This window comes from Streptomyces sp. MGP-BFMKR1 (assembly GCF_057766585.1).
Window position 1 is genome coordinate 5,534,822 of record NZ_CM173408.1, and the last position, 18,998, is coordinate 5,553,819.

Sequence of the window (18,998 nt, forward strand, 5' to 3'; positions counted from 1 at the left end):
CTGAGTGCCCAGCCCCGCACCCCCGCCCGTTTCGCGCCACCCCCGCCTGCTGCATATATTCATGCAGAGACAGCCGTAGCTGAATGAGCGGCGCTGGCCGGCCCCGGTCCGACCGGTGCCGGTTCGGCGTCGGTGGGCGAGCGCCCGTGGGGCGCCGACGTCGCCGGGAGGGCACGATGGACGAGACGCCGGACGCGAGTGGGGCAGCCGCGCGGCTCCAGAAGCTCTTCGAGGGGCACCGGCTCACGCCCACCCAGCGGCGCATCGCCCACTGCATGGTGCGCCGGGCCGCCGACGCGCCCTTCCTGTCCAGCGTCGAACTCGCCGAACTCGCCGGCGTCAGCCAGCCGTCCGTGACCCGCTTCGCGGTGGCGCTCGGCTTCGACGGTTACCCGGGGCTCCGCAAGCACCTGCGCGACGTCGCCCCGACCGAGCGGAGTGCCGATCAGACGGGGGCCAACGAGTACCAGCAGGCGGTCCAGGCCGAGATCGACAACCTGCGCCACCTGGCCACGCTGCTGGCCGACCCGGAGCCCGTCGCCCGCGCCGGCCGGCTGCTCGCCGCCTCCCGGCCGCTGCCCGTGCTCGGGCTGCGCGCGGCCTCGGCGCAGGCCGCCGGGTTCAGCTACTTCGCGCGCAAGGTGCACCCGGACGTACGGCTCCTCGACGAGGGCGGCACGATGCTCGCCGACCGTATCGACGCCGCCGTCGCGGCGGGCGCCAGCGCCCTGCTGTGCTTCGCGCTGCCCCGCCACCCGCGCGAGGTGGTCGCCGCGCTGGAGTACGCGCGCTCGGCCGGGCTGGCCGTCGTCACGGTCGCCGACAGCGCCTTCGCGCCGGTCGCCGGCCACAGCGACCTGCTGCTGCCGGCCGCCGTGGGCACCGGGCTCGCCTTCGACACGGCCTGCGCGCCGATGCTGCTGGGCCGGGTGTTGCTGGAGGCCATGTGCGACGAGCTGCCGGACGCGCAGGCCCGCCTTGAGGAGTTCGACGCCAGGGCGGCGGCGCGCGGCCTCTTCGAGGACTGACTCCGCAGCAGCGTCCCGCCCGCACCCGGGAAGAGCCGAACCCCACGCCCATGCCCGCCCTCGCGAGCGGGCCTGCCGCCCCGCGCCCAGGGGCGCCCCCCGTACCGCCCCTCTCCCGACTGTCCGGTATCTCAGCGAACTCTCATCCGCGCTGAGTACAGTCCCGCCGGAAGAGTTCCCGGGCGGGCGCGAGCGCGCCGGTGGGTCCGGGCGGAGTGCGATGACGGAGTCGAGGAGGTTCGTCGTGGGGCGCGGCGCGTACGCGGTGGCACGGGTGGCGGTGTTGGTACGGGCACCGGCCGGGTGGTTGTGGTGGCTGGGGGTGGTCGCGGCCGGCATCGGGCTGCTGGTTCCGAGCGTGACCGGCCGCACGATCGGCGTGCTGGCCGGCGCGGCCCTGTTCCTGGTCGCGCTGGCGGCGGCGGCGACGGTGCGGCGCAAGCGGTACGCGGCGCTCGCCCGTTCCGCGTCGCGCGCCGGCAAGACCGTCATCCTCCAGGACCGCGCCGTCAGCGTGCGCGTCTGGCGGCGCGCCCACCGCTGGCACCTGGCGGCGGCGTTCCTGCTGGCCGTCGGCGCGTCCTTCGCGGCACCCGCCGCGGGCGGGATGCTGCTGGCCGGCGTCGGCGTCGGGCTGTGGTGGAAGGCGCTGTGGATCGGCCGCTGGGAAGAGGCCAACGAGAGCCTGCTGTGGGTGCGTACGGACGCGCTGCCCGGCCCGTGGGCGATCGGCGGCCCGGCCCACTCCGCGGTGCGCGGCTACCTGACGACCGGCGTGGTCGCCGGCGACGCCCGACCCGGCGGCGCCAAGCGCGTCGAGGCGAAGGCGGCCCGCTGAACCGCCGATGCTGAACGACCGGTGCTCAACCGCCGGCGCTGAGCCATGGCGCTGAACCGGCGCTGGACCACCGGCGCTGAACCGGCGCTGAACCGGCGCCGGCCCGGCGCGCCGGGGCGTACGCCGTGCCCCGACGGTTCGCGAACCTTTGCCGAACGGTCAGCCACCTCGCCGACGCACCGGGCTAACGTCCTGGTCAGGGCCGTCCGACCGGGGCGGCGAGCGGCAGCCGGCCGTGGCTCGTGGGCCGGGGCCGGCGCGACGGGAGGAGCGTGCGGTGCGCGGAGCGCGGGCGAACGACACGACGGAAGCGGCGACCACCCTCGGGCCGTGGCCCGGCGCGGCCGGACCCGGGGCGCCCGAGGCGGCCGGACCCGGGGCGCCCGGCGAGCCGCCGCCGGCCGCCATCGCGTTGCGCCGGGCCGCCGACCGGCTGGCGCGGCCGTGGCGGTCGCGGGTGCTGGGCCGGGTCGGTACGAGCGCGGTCAAGGTGGTGCGGATGAGCGAGTTGCCCCTCGCGGAGGAGCGCCACGAGAGCGCGGAGGCCCTGCTCGTGCTCGACGGCCTCCTCGCCCTGGAGGTGCGGGGCGAGTCGGTGGACGTACGCGCCGGGGAACTCTTCCTCGTGCCGGCCGGCGCCCCGCACCGGGTGCGCCCCGGGAGCGCGGGGACGCTGCTCATCGTGGAGGAGGAGCTGGAGCGGTAGGGCCCGGATCGGTAGGGCCCGGGGCGGCGGTCGGGGCGAAAGTCGGGTGCGGGGGGCCCGGGGTGGCTGCGACGATGCCGTGCGAGAGGGCCGGCTCCCGGTGGCTTGGTGGCCGGCGCGGCCAACTGGCCAGGCGATGCGGGAGGGTTCGTGCCACAGCGTCCGCGCTCCACGGGGTGCCTGATCATCTCGGGCATGCCCGGGTCGGGCAAGTCGACGGTCTCGCCGCTGGTGGCCGCCCACCACGAACGCGCGGCCCACATCAGCGGCGACGTCCTGTCGTACATGGTGGTACGGGGCCGCGTCGGCTTCCTCGGTGAGCCAGCCGAGGAGTCCCGGCGCCAGGCGCTGCTGTGCGCCCGCAACATGTGCGCGCTGGCCGACAACTTCGCCGAGAACGACATCTTCCCGGTCATCGAGCACACCATCGCCGACCGCGAGATGCTCGACGCCATGGTGGGTTGGCTGCGGCCCCGGCCCGTGCTGTTCGTGGTGTTGGCGCCGCCGCTCGCGGTCTGCCGGGAGCGCAACGCCGCCCGCCCCGCCCGCTCCCGGGTCCACTTCGACTTCGGCCCGCAGTACCGGGAGATGCGCGAGCGGCTGGCCGGCACCGGCTGGTGGCTGGACACCGCGACCCAGACCCCACGGGAGACGGCCGCGGCCATCGCGAGCCAGGCGCACGAGCGGGCCGCGCTCTGACGCGACGGGCGGCGTACGGGGCAGGGCTGGGCGGGGTCTGGACGGGTCGCGCGGTGACGGCGGCTGGTTCGACGCAGCGTGAGGCTTGGGGTAAAGTGGATCACGCAACGCCGCCCCGAGGGGCGGGGGTTGATGCGTCGGTCGTCTAAGGAAAGATACTCGTCTCCAAACGAGGGATGTAGGTGCAAGGCCTGCTCGGCGCTCTTTTCGGAAGCCCTTCTCCAGCTCAGGCTGGGGGAGGGCTTCTTCCGTCTGTGCCGGCGTGCTCGCCTGTCGCTCGGGTCCGCGATCCGTACGTCGTGACAGGCCGTCAGGCAAACGCGAACCGCGTCCCGTAGCCGCATCCGTGGCGGCGGCGGGTGTGGCCGTCAGGAGTCGAGGCCGGTCAGGTCGGTCAGTGCCTCGCCGTGGGCGCCGCCGCTCTCGGCCACGATCTCGCTCACGGTCTGCGGCTCGCGCACGGTCGCGAACCGCACGCCCCCCGACGCACCCGGGTCCGTCACGAAGCCGTAGACGCCCGGCCTGGGCAGGCTGTTGTAGGCGAAGTGGTGGCAGAAGTAGTACGCGCCGGTGTCGAGCAGGGCCGTCAGGTCGCCCGCCTCCAGCAGCGGCAGGGGCCGGTTCTTGGCCACCAGGTCGCCCGCGAAGCAGCACGGGCCCGCCACGTCCTGGGCCACCAGCGGGCCGCGCTTGGGCAGGCCCTGCGGGGTGTAGCCGGCGACGCGGATGGGCCAGGAGCGCGGGGCGAAGACGGTACGGGTGGCCACCTGGGCGCCCGCGTGGGTGATCGCGATGGCGCGGCCCCCGGCCGACTTGGCGTACTCGACGCGCGCCAGCACGGTGCCCGTCTTGGCCAGCAGGGACCGGCCGAACTCGGTGACCAGCGCGTACCGGCCGTCGAGCAGCCCGGGCACGGTCGCGTGCAGCAACCGCGCGTAGTCGCGGTAGGTCGGGGCGACGGTGTCGGACGCGAAGTTGACCGGCAGCCCGCCGCCCAGGTCGAAGCCGGTGATCTGCTGCCGGCCGGCCGCCTCGTTGATCTCCTCGGCCAACTCGTAGACCTCGCGGACGCCGCCCGCCAGCAACTCCAGCGGACAGCCCTGCGAGCCGACGTGGGCGTGCAGCCGGGTGAGCCAGGGCCGGGCCAGGACCGCGGCCACGACCCTGGCCCGCACCTCGGCCGGTGAGCCGCCGCGCGGGCCGTCGTCGCGCAGCGGCACGCCGAACTTGGAGGTCGCCGTCGCCGTGCTCAGCGCGCTGATCGTGCCCCCGCCCACCTGCGGGTTGACGCGCAGCCCGAGCGGTGACGCGGTCGGTGACGCGGCCACCAGCTCGTCGAGGCGTGCCAACTCCTGGAAGCTGTCGGCGTTGACGGCGATGCCCAGCGCGAGGGCCGTCCGCAGCTCGGCCACGGTCTTGGCGGGCGAGTCGAGCACCATGCGCTCCGGGGCCACGCCCGCCGCCTGGGCCAGGGCGAGTTCGCCGGGGCTGGCCACCTCGCAGCCCAGGCCCGCGTCGGCGAGCAGCCGCAACACCGGTACGAGGTTGGCCGCCTTGACCGCGAACGCGTGCAGCACCGGCGTGCCGGGCGCGGTCACCTCGGCGAACGCGGCCTGGAGCGCGGCGGCCGAGGCGCGGATCGCGGCCACATCGACGAGCGCGATCACGGGGGCGTCCGGGCCGATCAGGCCCTGTTCGACGGCGGCCCGTACCGCCTGGTCGCGCCGGCGCGCGGCGGCCTCGCCCGGGTCGGCCTCGCCGTCCCCGTCCGGCCCGACCACCGGGCCCGTCGTCGCTCGATCCCGTGCGGGCGTGTCCGGGCCCGTCGGCCCCGGCCGCCTCCGCGTCGCGTCGTCCCGTGGCCCCTGGCCCGTCTCGATTGAGGTCATGGCAGCACTCCACCACTCGGGCCGGGCGCTGCCCAGTACGCGTGGCCGACCGGCGTCCGGTGGCTACGCCGGCCACGCCACTCGGCGTAGCGGGACCACCTCGCGCGTCGAGGCGCCGATGGCCGTGGCGGGGGGCCTCGTTCCGTACGCCAGCGGCCGGCCCGCCGCGCACCGCTCGGGGCCGGCCCGGCGGGCGCTGGCTACAGTGGCGCCGGCCGTCAGCCGCCGAGAGCCGAGGAGGAACCGCCATGGGGGAGCCGGACGGAGAGCCAGCCGACGGGCGCGGCGCGACGGGCACCGGGGGAGCGGGCGAAGGGGCTCCCGTGGAGCGGCCCGCGAGTCAGTCCGGGGGCCGGCCCGCGAGCCCGGGCGGCGAGTCGCAGGAGCGGCGGGGCGGCGGCGAGGCCAGGGAAGCGCAGCGGGCCGGACACATGCTCGGGGTCAACGTGCGCGCGCTGCGCGGGGAGCGCGGCCTGTCGCTGTCGGAGGTCGCGCGCCGGTCCGGCGTCGCCAAGAGCGCGCTGTCCCAGTTGGAGAGCGGCCTCGGCAACCCCACCATCCAAACGGTGTTCTCTCTGGCGAACGCTCTCCAGGTCCCCGTGTCCGATTTGCTCGCCGAGCCGGCGCCGCCCGACGTGTTGCTGGTCCGCTCGGCCGGCCTTGAGGTGCTGCGCAGCCGGGCCGTCGACCTGCGCATGCTGCGCCGGATCGAACCGCGCGGCGGGGTGCTCGAACTGTACGACCAGCGGGTGCGGCCGGGGGCCAGGCAGCACTCCAACGGCCACCCGGGACGGGAACACGTCGTGGTGACGCAGGGAGTCCTGCGCGTCGGACCGCCCTCGGACCCGTACGAACTCGGCCCCGGCGACTACGTCTGCCTGCCCGGCTCCCAGCCGCACATCTACGAGACGGCGGGCCCGGAGCCGGTGCTGTCCGTGTTGCTCATCGAGTATCCGGGCGGCACCGGTATTGACCGCCCTGTCAGGCCGCACTAGCGTCGCCAACGTTCTTTCTGGAGAACGGTGGTGCGCTTCATGCACGGTTCATGGACGTACGGACAACACCCCGACGCGGTCGTCGTCGGCAGCGGCATCATCGGCGCGGCCTGTGCCGAGGCGCTGACCCGGCGCGGCGTGCGGGTGCTGGTGCTCGACCGTGGGGCCGTCGCCTCGGCCACCACCGCGAGCGGCGAGGGCAACCTGCTGGTGTCCGACAAGCCGCCCGGGCCCGAACTGGACCTCGCCCTCGCCTCGTTACGCCGCTGGCCCGCACTCCTGGCCGAGCTGCGGGAGGAACTCGGGCCGCGCCGGGCGGCGTGCGAGTACGAGCGCAAGGGCGGGCTCGTCGTCGCGATCGGCGCGGCGCAGTCGGCCGCCCTGCACGCCTTCGCCGCCGCCCAGCGCGCCGTCGGCGTCGAGGCCCACGCGCTCGCCCCCGGCGAGGTCGCCGCGTACGAGCCCCACCTGACGCCACGGGCCACCGCCGTCCTGCACTACCCACAAGACGCCCAGCTCCAGCCGGTGTTGGCGGCGACGGCGCTGCTGGCCGCGGTGCGCGCGCGGGGCGGCGAGGTGCGCGGCGGCGTCGCCGCGCTCGGCGTGCGGCGCGACCGGCACGGCCGGGTGCGCGCGGTGCGCACCGCGCGCGGGGACGTGCCGTGCGGCGCGGTCGTCAACGCCTGCGGCCCGTGGGCGGGTTCGTTCGCCGACGCGGCCGGCGCCCCGCTGCCGGTGGCGCCGCGCCGTGGCCTGGTCCTGGTCACCGCCCCGCTGCCGGCCGGCACCGTACGGCACAAGGTCTACGCCGCCGACTACGTCGGCGCGGTCGGCGCCGCCGAAGCCGACCTGCGGGTCTCCACCGTCGTGGAGGCCACCCAGGCGGGCACCGTGCTCATCGGCTCCAGCCGGCAGCGGGTGGGCTTCGACCCGGCGATCCCCGTCGCGGTGCTGCGCGCGCTGGCCCGCGGCGCCACCACGCTGTTCCCGCTGCTCGCCGCCGTTCCGGTGCTGCGCGCCTACGGCGGCTTCCGCCCGTACACCCCCGACCACCTGCCCGTCATCGGCCCCGATCCGCGCCGGGCCGGCCTGTGGCACGCCACGGGCCACGAGGGCGCGGGCATCGGCCTCGCCGCCGCCACCGGCGACCTGCTCGCCGAACTCCTCACGGGCGAGCCGCCCCACCTGGACCCGACCCCGTTCCGGGTGGACCGCCCGGGGCTGCGCGGCGCGCCGGAGGCGGCGGGAGGCGTACCGGCGGGGGCAGCGGCGGTGGCGGTGCGGCCGGGGTCCGGTGCGGCCGGGGCGGGGGTGGTGGCGATACCACCGGGGCCCGTGGCGCGGGTGGCGGCGGGCGGGGGCGTGTCGCTCACCGTGGACGGCGTCGCGCGGCGCGCCCGACCCGGCGACACGGTGGCCGCCGTCCTGCTGGCCACGGGCCGGGCCGCGTGGCGCACCACGCGCGGCGGCGATCGGCCGCGCGGCGTCTTCTGCGGCATCGGGGTGTGCCACGACTGCCTCGTGGTCGTGAACGGGCTGCCCGACGTGCGGGCCTGCCTGCGGGAGGTCGCCTCGGGGGACGTGGTGGAGACGCAACGCGGCGCCGTCCTGCCGGGGCCCGCGACGGACGCGAGCCCGGGTACCGACGGGGTGGCGGGCCGGGCGGGCGGCGGCGCGGCCGATGCCAGCGGCGTGGCCGGGTCGACCCGTACGGCGGCCGTCGACGGTGACGGCGCGCACGGCGACGGAGGGGACCGGGCATGAGGGACGGGCAGCGGATCGTCGTCATCGGCGCCGGGCCGGCCGGGCTGCACGCGGCCCTGGCCGCCGCGCGCGCGGGCGCGCGAGTCACCCTCGTGGACAACGGCGCACGCGTCGGCGGCCAGTACCACCGCCACGCGCCACCCGCCGACGAGCCGAGCCCCGGCCACGCCCCGGTACGCCCCCACCACGCGCCACCCGCCGGCGGAGCCGCCCCCGGCCGCGCCCCGGAGGGCCAACGCCTGGCGCGGGCCGTCGCCGCGCACCCCGCCATCGACCACCGGCCGCACACCACCGCCTGGTCGATCGAGCCGGCCCGGGACGCGGGCGGCGGCGCGCCGGCGCCGCACCTCGTGCACGTCCTGACCGGGCCGGCCGACGGTTTCCGTACGCCGGGCACGCTCGCCGCCGACGCGCTGGTGCTCTGCCCGGGCGCGTTCGACCGGTCGCTGCCCTTTCCCGGCTGGGACCTGCCCGGCGTGGTCACGGCCGGCGCCGCCCAGGCGTTGGCCAAGGGACAGCGGCTCGCGGTGGGGCAGCGGGTGATCGTGGCCGGCACCGGCCCGTTCCTGCTGCCGGTGGCGGCGGCGCTGCTTGGCGCCGGCGCCCGGGTGCTCGGCGTCTGGGAGGCCGGCTCGCCCGCCGGCTGGCTACGCTCCCCGCTCGCCGCGCTCCGCGACGGACGCGGCAAGCTCCCCGAACTCGCCGCGTACGCCGGCACGTTGGCCCGGCACCGGGTCCCGTACCGCACCCGGCGCGCGGTCGTCGCCGCGCACGGCGAAGGGCGGCTGCGCGCCGTGACCGCCGCCCGGCTCGCGCCGGACTGGACGGTGCGGCCCGGGAGCGAACGTCGCGTCGAGGGCGTGGACGCGCTCTGCGTGGGCTACGGGTTCACCCCGCAGCTCGAACTCACCCTCGCGGCGGGCTGCGCGCTCGAAGACGGTCCCGACGGCACGCCGCGCGTCGCGCTGCGCGCGGGGCAGCGCACGTCGGTGCCCCGGGTGTACGCGGCCGGCGAGCTGACCGGCGTGGGCGGCGCCGAACTCGCCGCACGCGAGGGCGAGTTGGCGGGCCTGATGGCCGCCGTCGCGCTCGGCCACCGCGCGGGCGACCCGGCCCGCGTCGCCTGGCTGCGCCGCCGGGTCCGCTCGGGTCGCCGCTTCGCCGCCGCGCTCGCCCTGGCCCACCCGGTGCGGCCGGGCTGGCACACCTGGCTGCGGGGCGACACCCTCGTCTGCCGCTGCGAGGAGGTGACGTACGACGCGTTGCGCGCGGCCGTCACCGAGCGGCACGTCGACGGCCCGCGCGCGCTCAAGCTCGCCTGCCGCGCCGGGCTCGGCGCCTGCCAGGGCCGCACCTGCGGGCGCGCCGTCACGGAGTTGGCGGCGGGCCTCATCCCGGACGCGTCGGCGCCGGGCGCCCCGAAGCCGGGCGCCCCGGCCCCGCGTGGGCGTCGGCCCCTCGGTCACGCCGACCGGTACGCCATCGACGCCCGCCCCATCGCCCAGCCGATCCGCCTCGGCGACCTCGCCGGACTCCCGGCCAATTCCCCGGCCTTTACCGACTCCCCGGCCCCCGCCGACCTCCCGATCCCCACCGACCTCACCCCACCCTCGCTCACCTCCCCACCCTCGCTCACCTCCCCGCCCCCGGACGAACTGGCGCCCCCGCAGCACCGCGACCCTCAGCCCCCGGACGCGTAACGGAGACCCCCATGAGCACCGATCTGCCCACCGACCTTCCGGAGCCCGCCGCCGCCGCGCCGTCGGCCGCGCCCGGCGCCCGCTCGAAGCCGCACGCGCGCGCCCTCACCGGCGTCGTGGTCGCCACCGCGCTCCCGTACGCCGACGACCCCGCCGCCCCCGCCGGGCTGCGGCCCGACCTCGACCGGTACGCCGAACACTGCCGCTGGCTGGTGGACAACGGCTGTCACGGGGTCGGCCCGAACGGATCGTTGGGCGAGTACTCCTCGCTCACCGACACCGAGCGGCGCGCGGTCGCCCGTACGGCCGTCGCGGCCGTCGGCCGGGACGCGCTGGTGGTGGTCGGGGTGCACGGCGTCGGCGCGCACCAGGCCAGGCGCTGGGCGGAGCACGCCGCCGAGGACGGCGCCGACGGGGTGCTGTGCCTGCCGCCGACGCTCTACCGCGCGTCCACCGCCGAGGTCGTCCACCACTTCGAGCAGGTGGCGGCGGTCGGGCTGCCGGTCATGGTCTACAACAACCCGCTCGACACCAAGGTGGACCTCACGCCGGAGGTGATCGGGGAACTCGCCGCCATCGACAACGTCGTCGCCGTCAAGGAGTTCTCCGGCGACGTGCGGCGCGTGCGGCACATCAAGGAGTGCGCCCCCGACCTCGCCATGATCGCCGGCGCCGACGACCTGGTGCTCGAATCGCTGCTGATGGGCGCCGATGGCTGGTTCGCCGGCTTCCCGAACGTCTTCCCCGCCGCGTCGGTGCGGCTGTTCGACCTCGCCCGCGCGGGCCGCCTCGCGGAGGCGCGGGCGCTGTACGAACCGCTGGTGGCGGCCTTCCGCTGGGACTCGCGCACCGAGTTCGTCCAGGCCATCAAGCGGGCGATGGACCTGGTCGGGCGGTACGGCGGGCCCAGCCGCCCGCCGCGCGGGCCGCTGCCTGGCGACCAGCTCGCCGCGCTGGACGCGGACGTACGACGCGCCGTCGACGCGCTCGCGGCGGCGGACACCGAGGCAGGCCCCCAGCCCGGCGAGCCCGTGGCGGCCGGGCCCCGGCCGCCCGCCGCGCCGGCGGTCAGCGTGCGCGCGGCTGGGGGCCGCTGATGCGCGCCGCGCGCTGCCTGAGCGCCGTCGACTCGCACACGGAGGGCATGCCGACCCGCGTCATCACCGGCGGCATCGGCCCGGTGCCGGGCCAGACGATGGCCGAGCGGCGGCACTACTTCGTGGAACACCTCGACGCGATACGGCAGTTCCTGGTCAACGAGCCGCGCGGGCACCCCGCCATGAGCGGCGCCATCCTCCAGCCCCCGACCCGGCCGGACGCCGACTGGGGCGTCCTGTTCATTGAGGTCTCCGGCTGCCTGCCGATGTGCGGCCACGGCACCATCGGCGTGGCCACGGTGCTGGTCGAGACGGGCATGGTGGAGGTCACCGAGCCGGTCACGACCGTACGCCTGGACACCCCGGCCGGCCTGGTCGAGGCCCGGGTGGACGTCAGCGGTGGCCGCGCCGAGCGGGTGACGCTGCACAACGTGGCCGCGTACGCGCACGAGCTGGACGCCGCCGTGGACGTCCCCGGCATCGGGCGGGTCCGTTACGACATGGCGTACGGGGGCAACTTCTACGCCATCACCCCGCTCAGCCGGCTCGGCATCCCCTTCGACCGGCGGCACAAGGACGAGATCCTCGCCGCCGGCATGGCGATCATGGCGGCGGTCAACGAGCAGCGGCGGCCCGAGCACCCCACCGACCCCGGCATCGCCGGCTGCCGCCACGTGCAGTTCACGGCCCCGGGCACACCGGGCGTCGGCGCGGCGGAGGCCGGGGGAGGGGCGGACGCAAGCGTTGCGGCCGTGGCCGGGGGAGCCGGGGCGGCGGGGCCGGCCGGGGGTGCCGGGGAAGTCGGGAGAGCTGGGGAAGTCGGGGGAACCGGGGGAGCGGGGCCGGCCGGGGGTGGCAGCCACGCCCGGAACGCGATGGTGATCCACCCCGGCTGGTTCGACCGCTCGCCGTGCGGCACCGGTACCTGCGCGCGGATGGCCCAGCTCCACGCGCGCGGCGAACTCGCCCTGCACGAGGACTTCGTCAACGAGTCCTTCATCGGCACCCACTTCACCGGCCGCCTCGTCGCCGCCGAACGCGTCGGCGACCGCGCCGCGGTCCGCCCCGCCCTCACCGGCCGGGCCTGGATCACCGGCATGGGGCAGTACCTCCTCGACCCGACCGACCCCTTCCCGGCCGGCTTCGTGCTGTAGGGGCGACCGGGGGCGCGCGGCGCGGGGGCCCGCACCGCGTGTCCCCGCGCCCCTCGCGCCTCGGTGCCTGCCGGCGCCCCCTGAACGGTCGGCCTCGCCCTAACCCTGACCGTCCCCGTCCCCCTCGTCCCGCCACGGCCGGGCGAGCGCGACCAGCGCCAGCGCCGACAGCAGGACACAGGCCAGCACGACGCAGGCCATCGACAGGGCGGTCGTACGCCCCAGCGCGCCGGGGAGTGGCGCCGCCGCCGCGCCGAGTACGAACTGGGCGCCGCCGAGCAGGCCGGACGCGGCCCCGGGGGCGTCGCCGCCGAGCGCGAGGACGAGGGTCGTCGAGGCGGGCAGCACGAGGCCGAACCCGAAGGTGAGGCCGAACAGGCAGGCCCAGGTGGCGCCGAACGCGTCGCTGCCCGTGCCGAGCAGGACCACCAACGTGAGCGCGCAGACCACGGTGACGGCCACGCCGCCGAGGAGCAGGGTGCCCAGGCGTACGCGTCCGGCCAGCGCCCCGAACACCACGCCGGCCAGCACGGTGCCGACGGCGTTGGTGGCGAAGACGAGGCCGTACGCCGTGGGCGACAGGCCGTAGCCGTCCTGGAAGACGAAGGGCGAGCCGGTGATGTAGGCGAAGAGGGCACCGAGCGCGCAGCCGACGACGAGCAGGTTGCCGACCAGCGCCCGCCGCCGCACCAGCGGTCCCATCGCGGCCAGCACGGTCCGCATGCCGCCGCGGCGGCGCCGCTCGACCGGCAGCGACTCGGGCACCCACGCCCAGACCGCGGCCACCAGCAGCAGCCCGGCCCCGGCGAGGGCGATGAACACCAGCCGCCACGACCCCACGCCGAGGAGCAGCCCGCCGGCGGCCGGCGCCAGCACCGGCGCGGTCATCCCGATCACGCTCAGCGTGGAGAGTTGGCGGGCCGCCCGGGCGCCGGCGTACCGGTCGCTGATCACCGCCCGGCCGATGACCAGGCCCGCGCTGCCGGCGACGCCCTGGAGCAGCCGGGCCACCTCGAAGACGGCGATCGACGGCGCGAGCGCGCAGACCAGGGACAGGCCGGCGAACGCGCCGGACCCCGCGAGCAGCAGCCGTCGCCGCCCCAGCGCGTCGCTGACCGGGCCGAGCACGACCTGCCCGACGGCGAGCCCGACCAGACAGGCCGTCAGGGACAGTTGGACGGCCGTCCCCGAGGTGCCGAACGAGGTGACGATCTCCGGGAAGCCGGGCGCGTACATGTCGGTGGCGAACGGCGATATCGCCGACAACCCGCCCAACACGATCACCAGTCGCACCGTCCCGGTCGTGAGCGAAGCGGAGTCGGCGGCCTGCTCGCTCATCGCCGCTCACCCCGGGGCGAGGGCTGCGGGGCCGGCACGTTGGCGAGTTCCCGGCGGCGCCGGCTGGCTGGGCACTGGCTGGCAGGGCGCCGGCCGGCGGGGGCGTACGGGTGGGGCATCGGGCGCCTTCCTCGTGTGGGCCGCGACGGCCGGTGCGACCGCCGCCGGTCACAGCCTCGGCGCCTGAGGCGGACGGTGGTGTGGAGCGCGGGTCCGGGGCGTGTGGAGGGCGGTGCGCGGTGTGCGTGCGGCGGACCTCGCGCCGGCGCGCGAGCGGGAGCGTGCCCCGGCAGACAGGAGAGCGTCCCCGCAGGCAGTCACACAGTCAGTCGAGCAGGCAACCAGGCAGCCAGGCAGCTAGCCAGGCAGGCGGGCCAGGCGGAGCGGCGGGCAGGCCGGAGGCGGTCAGGCGTGCGCGCGGCGGAAGCGGGCGGGCGTGGTGCCCCGGTCGCGGCGGAAGGCGTAGCCGAAGTTGCTGGACGAGGCGTAGCCGACCTCGTGCGCGATGCGGGAGACCGGCCAGTCGGTCTCGACGAGCAGCGCCGCGGCCCGGTCGAGGCGGCGGCGCCGGTGGTACGCCCACACCGAGTCCCCGTACAGCGCGCGGAACCCGGTGGTCAGCCGGCGGACGGACAGGGAGGACGCGCGGGCCAACTCGGCGAGCGTGGGCGGGGCGTGGCGCCGTTGCCAGAGCAGTTCGGGGACCCGGCGCAGGGCGGCCACCTCGTGCGCGGCCAGCGCGGGGCCCGGCGCGCCGGTGGTCGGCGGGGCGGTCGTCGGCGGGGCGGCGGCGAGTCCGTCGACCAGCGCGGCGAGCGCCGCCACCAGCCGCGACTCCAGGTACAGCAGGCGCCCGGGGGAGGTGCGCCGGTGCACGTACATCTCCGCCAGCGGCTCCGCCACCGGGCGCAGCGCGGCGGACCGGCCGAGGTACCGCTCGCGCGCGACGTGCTCGGGACCGACGGCGGGCAGCTCCCGCGCGCCGAGTCCCCCGAGGTAGGCGTCCAGGCGGGCCCAGCTCCCGGTGACCGACACCGCCCGGTACCGCTCGCCCGGGTCGTGCGCGACGACGCCGCCGGTGGCGCGCCGCGGGCTGAGCGCCACCGAGCCGGCGCGCAACTCGTCGGCGCCGGCGGCGGCCTCGCTGACCCGTACCCGCCCTTCGACGCAGTGCTCCAGCTCGAAGTGGTCGCCCGGGAACCGGTAGTCGATCCGGTGCCCGGCGGCGAACGCGACGTCGTAGCGGACGAGGTGGAACCCGCTGTGCAGCGGCGTCACCTCGATCGTCCCGTCGCCGACCTCGGGCCGCAGCCGGTGCCGCACGGTGCCGTCGCCGCGCGCGTCGGCCCGCGCGATCGAGGCGTAGTACGCGGCGGACGTCGCCTCCCACGTGGGGGAGCCGGCCGCGCCGGCGAGCTGGTGTACCCGGGTCACACGTCCGCAGGTTAGCCGCCCCGTGGGGGGAGGAACGTGGGCGGTCGCGGCTGCTCCCCTGGTCGAGGAACGAACTGCCGTGCCCGTCCCGACCCTTGTCCGGGCCCTTGCCCCCTACACCCTGAGTAGCCCGCGCGGCCCGAGGGCACCCATACGCAGCGTAAGGGAGCGGTTGCCGAGCGTGCGGGAAGGCGTGACGTGGGAAGCAAGCAGTACGACGAGACGGCCGATGTCTATGACGACACCCTGAACGTCCTCACCTATGCGCGACATGCGGAGGAGCCCACCTTCCGCGCGGTGATGGGTGACGTGCGCGGGCTGGACGTGCTGGACCTGGGGGCGGGGACGGGGATCTGGACCCGTCGGATCAAGCGGGCGGGGGCGGGCCGGGTGGAGGGCCTGGAGATCTCGGCGTCCATGGTCGAGACGGCCCGCGAGCGCGAGAGGGGCGAACGGCTGGGCGTCACGTACCACGTCGGCGACGTCGCGCGCGGGCACGAGGCCGTCGAGACGGCCGCCTTCGACGTGGTGACCGGCGTCAACGTCCTGCACTACAGCGCCAGTCGGGACGAGTTGGTGGCCATGTGCCGCACCGCGAGTCGGGCGCTGCGGCCCGGCGGGCGACTGGTGGCCAACTGCGCCAACTACGACATGCCCGCCGACCCCGACTACTACGGCCCGTTCGGCATCACGGCCACCGTTCCCCGGCCCCGCACCGAGGGCGCGACGGTGCGCGCGCACACCACGATGGGCGGACGCCCGGTCGACATCGAGTTCTACCTGTGGCCGCCCGGCGCCTACGAGTCCGCCCTGCGCGAGGCCGGTTTCGGCCAGGTGCGCTGGCACCCGTGGCGCATCTCGCCGGAGGGGATCGCCCAGTACGGACAGGACTACTGGCGGCGCTACACCGAGCACCCGCCCACGCTGGTCCTGGAGGCGGTGAAGTGAGGCCACCCGCCGCCTGACCGGCGCCAACCGGCCCGACCCGCCCCGCCCCGGCGGCCCGACTCGCCCTGCCCCGGCGGCCCGATCCGCCCCGCCCCGGTGGCCCGACTCGCCCGACGGCCCGACCTCGCCCCTGCTGGCCCGAGGTCGGGCCGTCCTGTTGACTGGGACTATTCATCACAGGACTATGTGAATGAACTAATCCAATCGGCGTACCACCCGTCGAGCCAGGGAGGCAGCACCCATGTCGGGACCGCGACCCGTACGAGCACCGCGCGGCACGGAGCTCAGCACGCTGGGCTGGCAGCAGGAGGCCGCCCTGCGGATGCTGCAGAACAACCTCGACCCCGAGGTCGCCGAACACCCCGACAAGCTCGTCGTCTACGGCGGCACCGGCAAGGCCGCCCGCGACTGGCGCTCGTTCGACGCGATGGTGCGCACCCTGACCACGCTGCGCCAGGACGAGACGATGCTCGTGCAGTCCGGCCGCCCGGTGGGCGTCATGCAGACCCACGAGTGGGCGCCGCGCGTCCTCATCGCCAACTCGCACCTGGTCGGCGACTGGGCCAACTGGGAGGAGTTCCGCCGCCTGGAGGCCCTCGGCCTGACCATGTACGGCCAGATGACCGCCGGCTCCTGGATCTACATCGGCACCCAGGGCATCCTGCAGGGCACGTACGAGACCTTCGCCGCCGTCGCCGCCAAAAAGTTCGGCGGCTCGCTGGCCGGCACCATCACGCTCACGGCGGGCCTCGGCGGCATGGGCGGCGCCCAGCCGCTGGCCGTCACCATGAACGGCGGCGTGGTCATCTGCGTCGACTGCGACCCGCGCGCCATCGACCGCCGCATCGAACACCGCTACCTCGACGTCAAGGCCGACAGCCCCACGCACGCCCTGGAACTGGCGACCGAGGCCCGCGACGCCCGCAAGCCGCTGTCCATCGGCGTCCTCGGCAACGCCGCCGAGCTGCTGCCCGAACTGCTCGCCGCCGGCGCGCCCATCGACATCGTCACCGACCAGACCAGCGCCCACGACCCGCTGGCCTACCTGCCGATCGGCGTCGACTTCGCGGACATGGCGACGTACGCGGCCGACAAGCCCGCCGACTTCACCGCCCGCGCCCGCGAGTCGATGGCCCGGCACGTGGAGGCGATGGTCGGCTTCCAGGATGCCGGCGCCGAGGTGTTCGACTACGGCAACTCCATCCGTGGCGAGGCCCAGCTCGCCGGCTACGCGCGCGCCTTCGACTTCCCCGGCTTCGTCCCCGCGTACATCCGCCCGCTGTTCTGCGAGGGCAAGGGCCCCTTCCGGTGGGCGGCGCTCTCCGGCGACCCGAAGGACATCGCGGCCACCGACAAGGCCATCCTCGAACTCTTCCCGGAGAACGAGTCGCTGGCCCGCTGGATCAAGCTGGCCGGCGAACGGGTGCACTTCCAGGGGCTGCCCGCGCGCATCTGCTGGCTCGGCTACGGCGAACGCGACCGGGCCGGCGAGCGGTTCAACGACATGGTCGCCGACGGCACGCTCCAGGCGCCGCTGGCCATCGGCCGCGACCACCTGGACTGCGGATCGGTCGCCTCCCCGTACCGCGAGACCGAGGGCATGCTCGACGGCTCGGACGCCATCGCCGACTGGCCGATGCTCAACGCCATGGTCAACGTCGCCTCCGGCGCCTCCTGGGTCTCGCTGCACCACGGTGGCGGCGTCGGCATGGGCCGCTCGCTGCACGCGGGCCAGGTCACGGTCGCCGACGGCACGCCGCTCGCGGGCGAGAAGATCCGCCGGGTGCTCACCAACGACCCGGGCATGGGCGTGATCCGGCACGTGGACGCGGGGTACGACATCGCCGAGCGCGTCGCCGAGGAGAAGGCGGTCCGCGTCCCGATGCGCGAGGGTGACCAGTCGTGAGCGAACGCGCCCCGGAGGGACCCGCCGCCGAACCGGCCGGCCCGACAGGCTCGGCCGCGCCACTCAGCTCACCCGCACCGACAGGCTCACTCGCGTCACCAGGCTCACCCGGCCCGACAGGCTCACCCGCGTCACCGGGCTCACCCGGCCCGGCCGGCACCGGCTCCTCCTTCCACGAGATGTGGCGCGACCTGCGCCCGATCGGTCGCGACGCGGACAGCGGCGGCTACCGCCGCTTCGCCTGGAGCGGCGCCGACACCGACTGCCGGGCCTGGTTCCAGGCCCAGGCCACCTCCCGGGGCCTCGCCTACGAACTGGACCGCAACGGCAACCAGTGGGCCTGGCTCGGTGCCCGCGACCACCGTGACGTGGCCCCGGGGGAGGCCGTCGTCACCGGCTCGCACCTGGACTCCGTCCCGGACGGCGGCGCCTTCGACGGGCCGCTCGGCGTCGTCTCCGCCTTCGCCGCGCTCGACGAACTCCGCCGGAGGGGAGCGGAGTTCGCCAAGCCGGTGGCCGTCGTCAACTTCGGCGACGAGGAGGGCGCCCGCTTCGGGCTGGCCTGCGTGGGCTCCCGGCTCGCCGCCGGCCAGCTCACCGTGGAGGCCGCGCACCGACTGCGGGACGGCGACGGCACCAGCCTGCCCCGGGCCATGGAGCGCGCCGGGTACGACCCGGAGGCGATCGGGCCCGACCCCGAACGCCTGGCCCGCGTCGGCGCCTTCGTGGAGCTCCACGTCGAACAGGGGCGGGCCCTCGACCTGTCCGGCGACCCGGTCGGCATCGCCTCCGCCATCTGGCCGCACGGCCGCTGGCGGTTCGACTTCCGTGGCGAGGCCAACCACGCCGGCACCACCCGTATCGAGGACCGCCGCGACCCGATGCTCACCTACGCCAACACCGTGCTGGCCGCCCGCAAGAAGGCGGCGCTGGCCGGCGCGCTGGCCACCTTCGGCAAGGTCAGCGTCGAACCGAACGGCGTCAACGCCATCGCCTCGCTGGTCCGTGGCTGGCTCGACTCCCGCGCGGCCGACCAGGCCACGCTGGACACGGTGGTGGCCGAGATCGAGCGCGCGGCCGTCGAGCGCGGCCAGCGCGACGGCGTGGACGTCCGCATGGTGCGCGAGTCCTTCACCCCCGTCGTGGAGTTCGAGCACGCCCTACGGGACGAACTCGGCCGCATCCTGGGCGGCGCCCGCCCCGTCCTGGGCACGGGCGCCGGCCACGACGCCGGCATCCTCTCCGGCACCGTCCCCACCGCCATGCTCTTCGTCCGCAACCCCACCGGCGTCTCCCACTCCCCGGCCGAGCACGCCACCGAGGACGACTGCGTCGCCGGCGTCCACGCCCTCGCCGACGTACTGGAGGGGCTCGCGTGCGCGTGACGTACTGGGCGGAGCACGCCTGGCTCAACCACCCCACCTCGACCCCCGAGTCCACCCCGGGCCCCGCCTCCCCTTCCGCCCCGGCCCTACAGCCGGAGCCCTCGCCTTCCGTGGGCG

At 76.2% G+C, this 18,998-nt stretch carries 14 protein-coding genes, 1 tRNA gene and 3 pseudogenes; 15 read left to right on the forward strand and 3 right to left on the reverse strand.

All coding sequences use genetic code 11. The features are described 5' to 3' along the window. Positions 1–176 precede the first annotated feature (176 nt). The 5 genes from AC3CHW_RS21880 (at position 177) to AC3CHW_RS21900 (ending at position 3,474) form a co-directional block, all read left to right on the forward strand. The gene (locus AC3CHW_RS21880) at positions 177–1,028 is read left to right on the forward strand and encodes a MurR/RpiR family transcriptional regulator (RefSeq protein WP_387592597.1); all 852 of its coding nucleotides are present in this window, start codon (positions 177–179) and stop codon (positions 1,026–1,028) included. 220 nt (positions 1,029–1,248) lie between these two features. Beyond that, on the forward strand, positions 1,249–1,866 hold the full coding sequence (locus tag AC3CHW_RS21885) for a hypothetical protein (protein ID WP_488467594.1): 618 nt from the start codon (positions 1,249–1,251) through the stop codon (positions 1,864–1,866). A gap of 277 nt (positions 1,867–2,143) precedes the next feature. After that, positions 2,144–2,572 carry a cupin domain-containing protein gene (locus AC3CHW_RS21890; protein WP_488467595.1) on the forward strand — a complete coding sequence of 143 codons (429 nt, stop codon included), beginning with the start codon at positions 2,144–2,146 and terminating at the stop codon, positions 2,570–2,572. A 150-nt stretch (positions 2,573–2,722) separates the two neighbouring features. Then, on the forward strand, positions 2,723–3,271 hold the full coding sequence (locus AC3CHW_RS21895; protein ID WP_488467596.1) for an AAA family ATPase: 549 nt from the start codon (positions 2,723–2,725) through the stop codon (positions 3,269–3,271). Positions 3,272–3,405: 134 nt separating this feature from the next. Next, positions 3,406–3,474 (forward strand) — tRNA-OTHER (locus tag AC3CHW_RS21900). A gap of 165 nt (positions 3,475–3,639) precedes the next feature. Here the strand turns inward: AC3CHW_RS21900 and AC3CHW_RS21905 are convergent. Next, entirely contained in the window at positions 3,640–5,160 is a 1,521-nt protein-coding gene (locus AC3CHW_RS21905; RefSeq protein WP_488467597.1) for a type III PLP-dependent enzyme domain-containing protein, read from the reverse strand. Between the two features lie 248 nt (positions 5,161–5,408). On the opposite strand from AC3CHW_RS21905, the gene AC3CHW_RS21910 reads away from it, so the two are divergent. The 7 genes and pseudogenes from AC3CHW_RS21910 to AC3CHW_RS21940 all read left to right on the forward strand — a co-directional run. Further along, on the forward strand, positions 5,409–6,155 hold the full coding sequence (locus AC3CHW_RS21910; protein WP_488467598.1) for a helix-turn-helix domain-containing protein: 747 nt from the start codon (positions 5,409–5,411) through the stop codon (positions 6,153–6,155). 39 nt (positions 6,156–6,194) lie between these two features. Next, positions 6,195–7,391, forward strand: a pseudogene (locus AC3CHW_RS21915) (NAD(P)/FAD-dependent oxidoreductase); the annotation flags it as partial. 177 nt (positions 7,392–7,568) lie between these two features. Further along, complete coding sequence (locus tag AC3CHW_RS21920; RefSeq protein WP_488471131.1) at positions 7,569–7,919, forward strand: 2Fe-2S iron-sulfur cluster-binding protein; 351 nt, start codon at positions 7,569–7,571, stop codon at positions 7,917–7,919. Next, complete coding sequence (locus AC3CHW_RS21925) at positions 7,916–9,619, forward strand: FAD/NAD(P)-dependent oxidoreductase (RefSeq protein ID WP_488467599.1); 1,704 nt, start codon at positions 7,916–7,918, stop codon at positions 9,617–9,619. The genes AC3CHW_RS21920 and AC3CHW_RS21925 overlap by 4 nt, the downstream gene beginning before the upstream one ends. Before the next feature lie 11 nt (positions 9,620–9,630). Next, positions 9,631–10,716: a dihydrodipicolinate synthase family protein gene (locus AC3CHW_RS21930; RefSeq protein WP_488467600.1), complete on the forward strand. Its 1,086-nt coding sequence runs from the start codon at positions 9,631–9,633 to the stop codon at positions 10,714–10,716. Then, positions 10,716–11,417: pseudogene (locus AC3CHW_RS21935) on the forward strand (proline racemase family protein); the annotation flags it as partial. The gene AC3CHW_RS21930 and the pseudogene AC3CHW_RS21935, both read left to right, overlap by 1 nt. 153 nt (positions 11,418–11,570) lie before the next feature. Next, positions 11,571–11,870 (forward strand): annotated as a pseudogene (locus AC3CHW_RS21940) (proline racemase family protein); the annotation flags it as partial. A 99-nt stretch (positions 11,871–11,969) separates the two neighbouring features. Here AC3CHW_RS21940 and AC3CHW_RS21945 read toward each other — a convergent pair. Together AC3CHW_RS21945 and AC3CHW_RS21950 are read right to left on the reverse strand one after the other, a co-directional pair. Beyond that, positions 11,970–13,208, reverse strand: a complete 1,239-nt coding sequence (locus tag AC3CHW_RS21945; RefSeq protein ID WP_488467601.1) for a multidrug effflux MFS transporter — start codon at positions 13,206–13,208, stop codon at positions 11,970–11,972. Between the two features lie 405 nt (positions 13,209–13,613). Further along, positions 13,614–14,642 carry a helix-turn-helix transcriptional regulator gene (locus AC3CHW_RS21950; RefSeq protein WP_488467602.1) on the reverse strand — a complete coding sequence of 343 codons (1,029 nt, stop codon included), beginning with the start codon at positions 14,640–14,642 and terminating at the stop codon, positions 13,614–13,616. Positions 14,643–14,840: 198 nt separating this feature from the next. On the opposite strand from AC3CHW_RS21950, the gene AC3CHW_RS21955 reads away from it, so the two are divergent. The 3 genes from AC3CHW_RS21955 (at position 14,841) to AC3CHW_RS21965 (ending at position 18,881) form a co-directional block, all read left to right on the forward strand. Then, the gene (locus AC3CHW_RS21955) at positions 14,841–15,590 is read left to right on the forward strand and encodes a class I SAM-dependent methyltransferase (protein WP_488467603.1); all 750 of its coding nucleotides are present in this window, start codon (positions 14,841–14,843) and stop codon (positions 15,588–15,590) included. A gap of 241 nt (positions 15,591–15,831) precedes the next feature. Then, the gene (gene hutU / locus AC3CHW_RS21960) at positions 15,832–17,496 is read left to right on the forward strand and encodes a urocanate hydratase (RefSeq protein ID WP_459249353.1); all 1,665 of its coding nucleotides are present in this window, start codon (positions 15,832–15,834) and stop codon (positions 17,494–17,496) included. Next, positions 17,493–18,881 carry an allantoate amidohydrolase gene (locus AC3CHW_RS21965; RefSeq protein ID WP_488467604.1) on the forward strand — a complete coding sequence of 463 codons (1,389 nt, stop codon included), beginning with the start codon at positions 17,493–17,495 and terminating at the stop codon, positions 18,879–18,881. The genes hutU and AC3CHW_RS21965 overlap by 4 nt, the downstream gene beginning before the upstream one ends. Positions 18,882–18,998 lie beyond the last annotated feature (117 nt).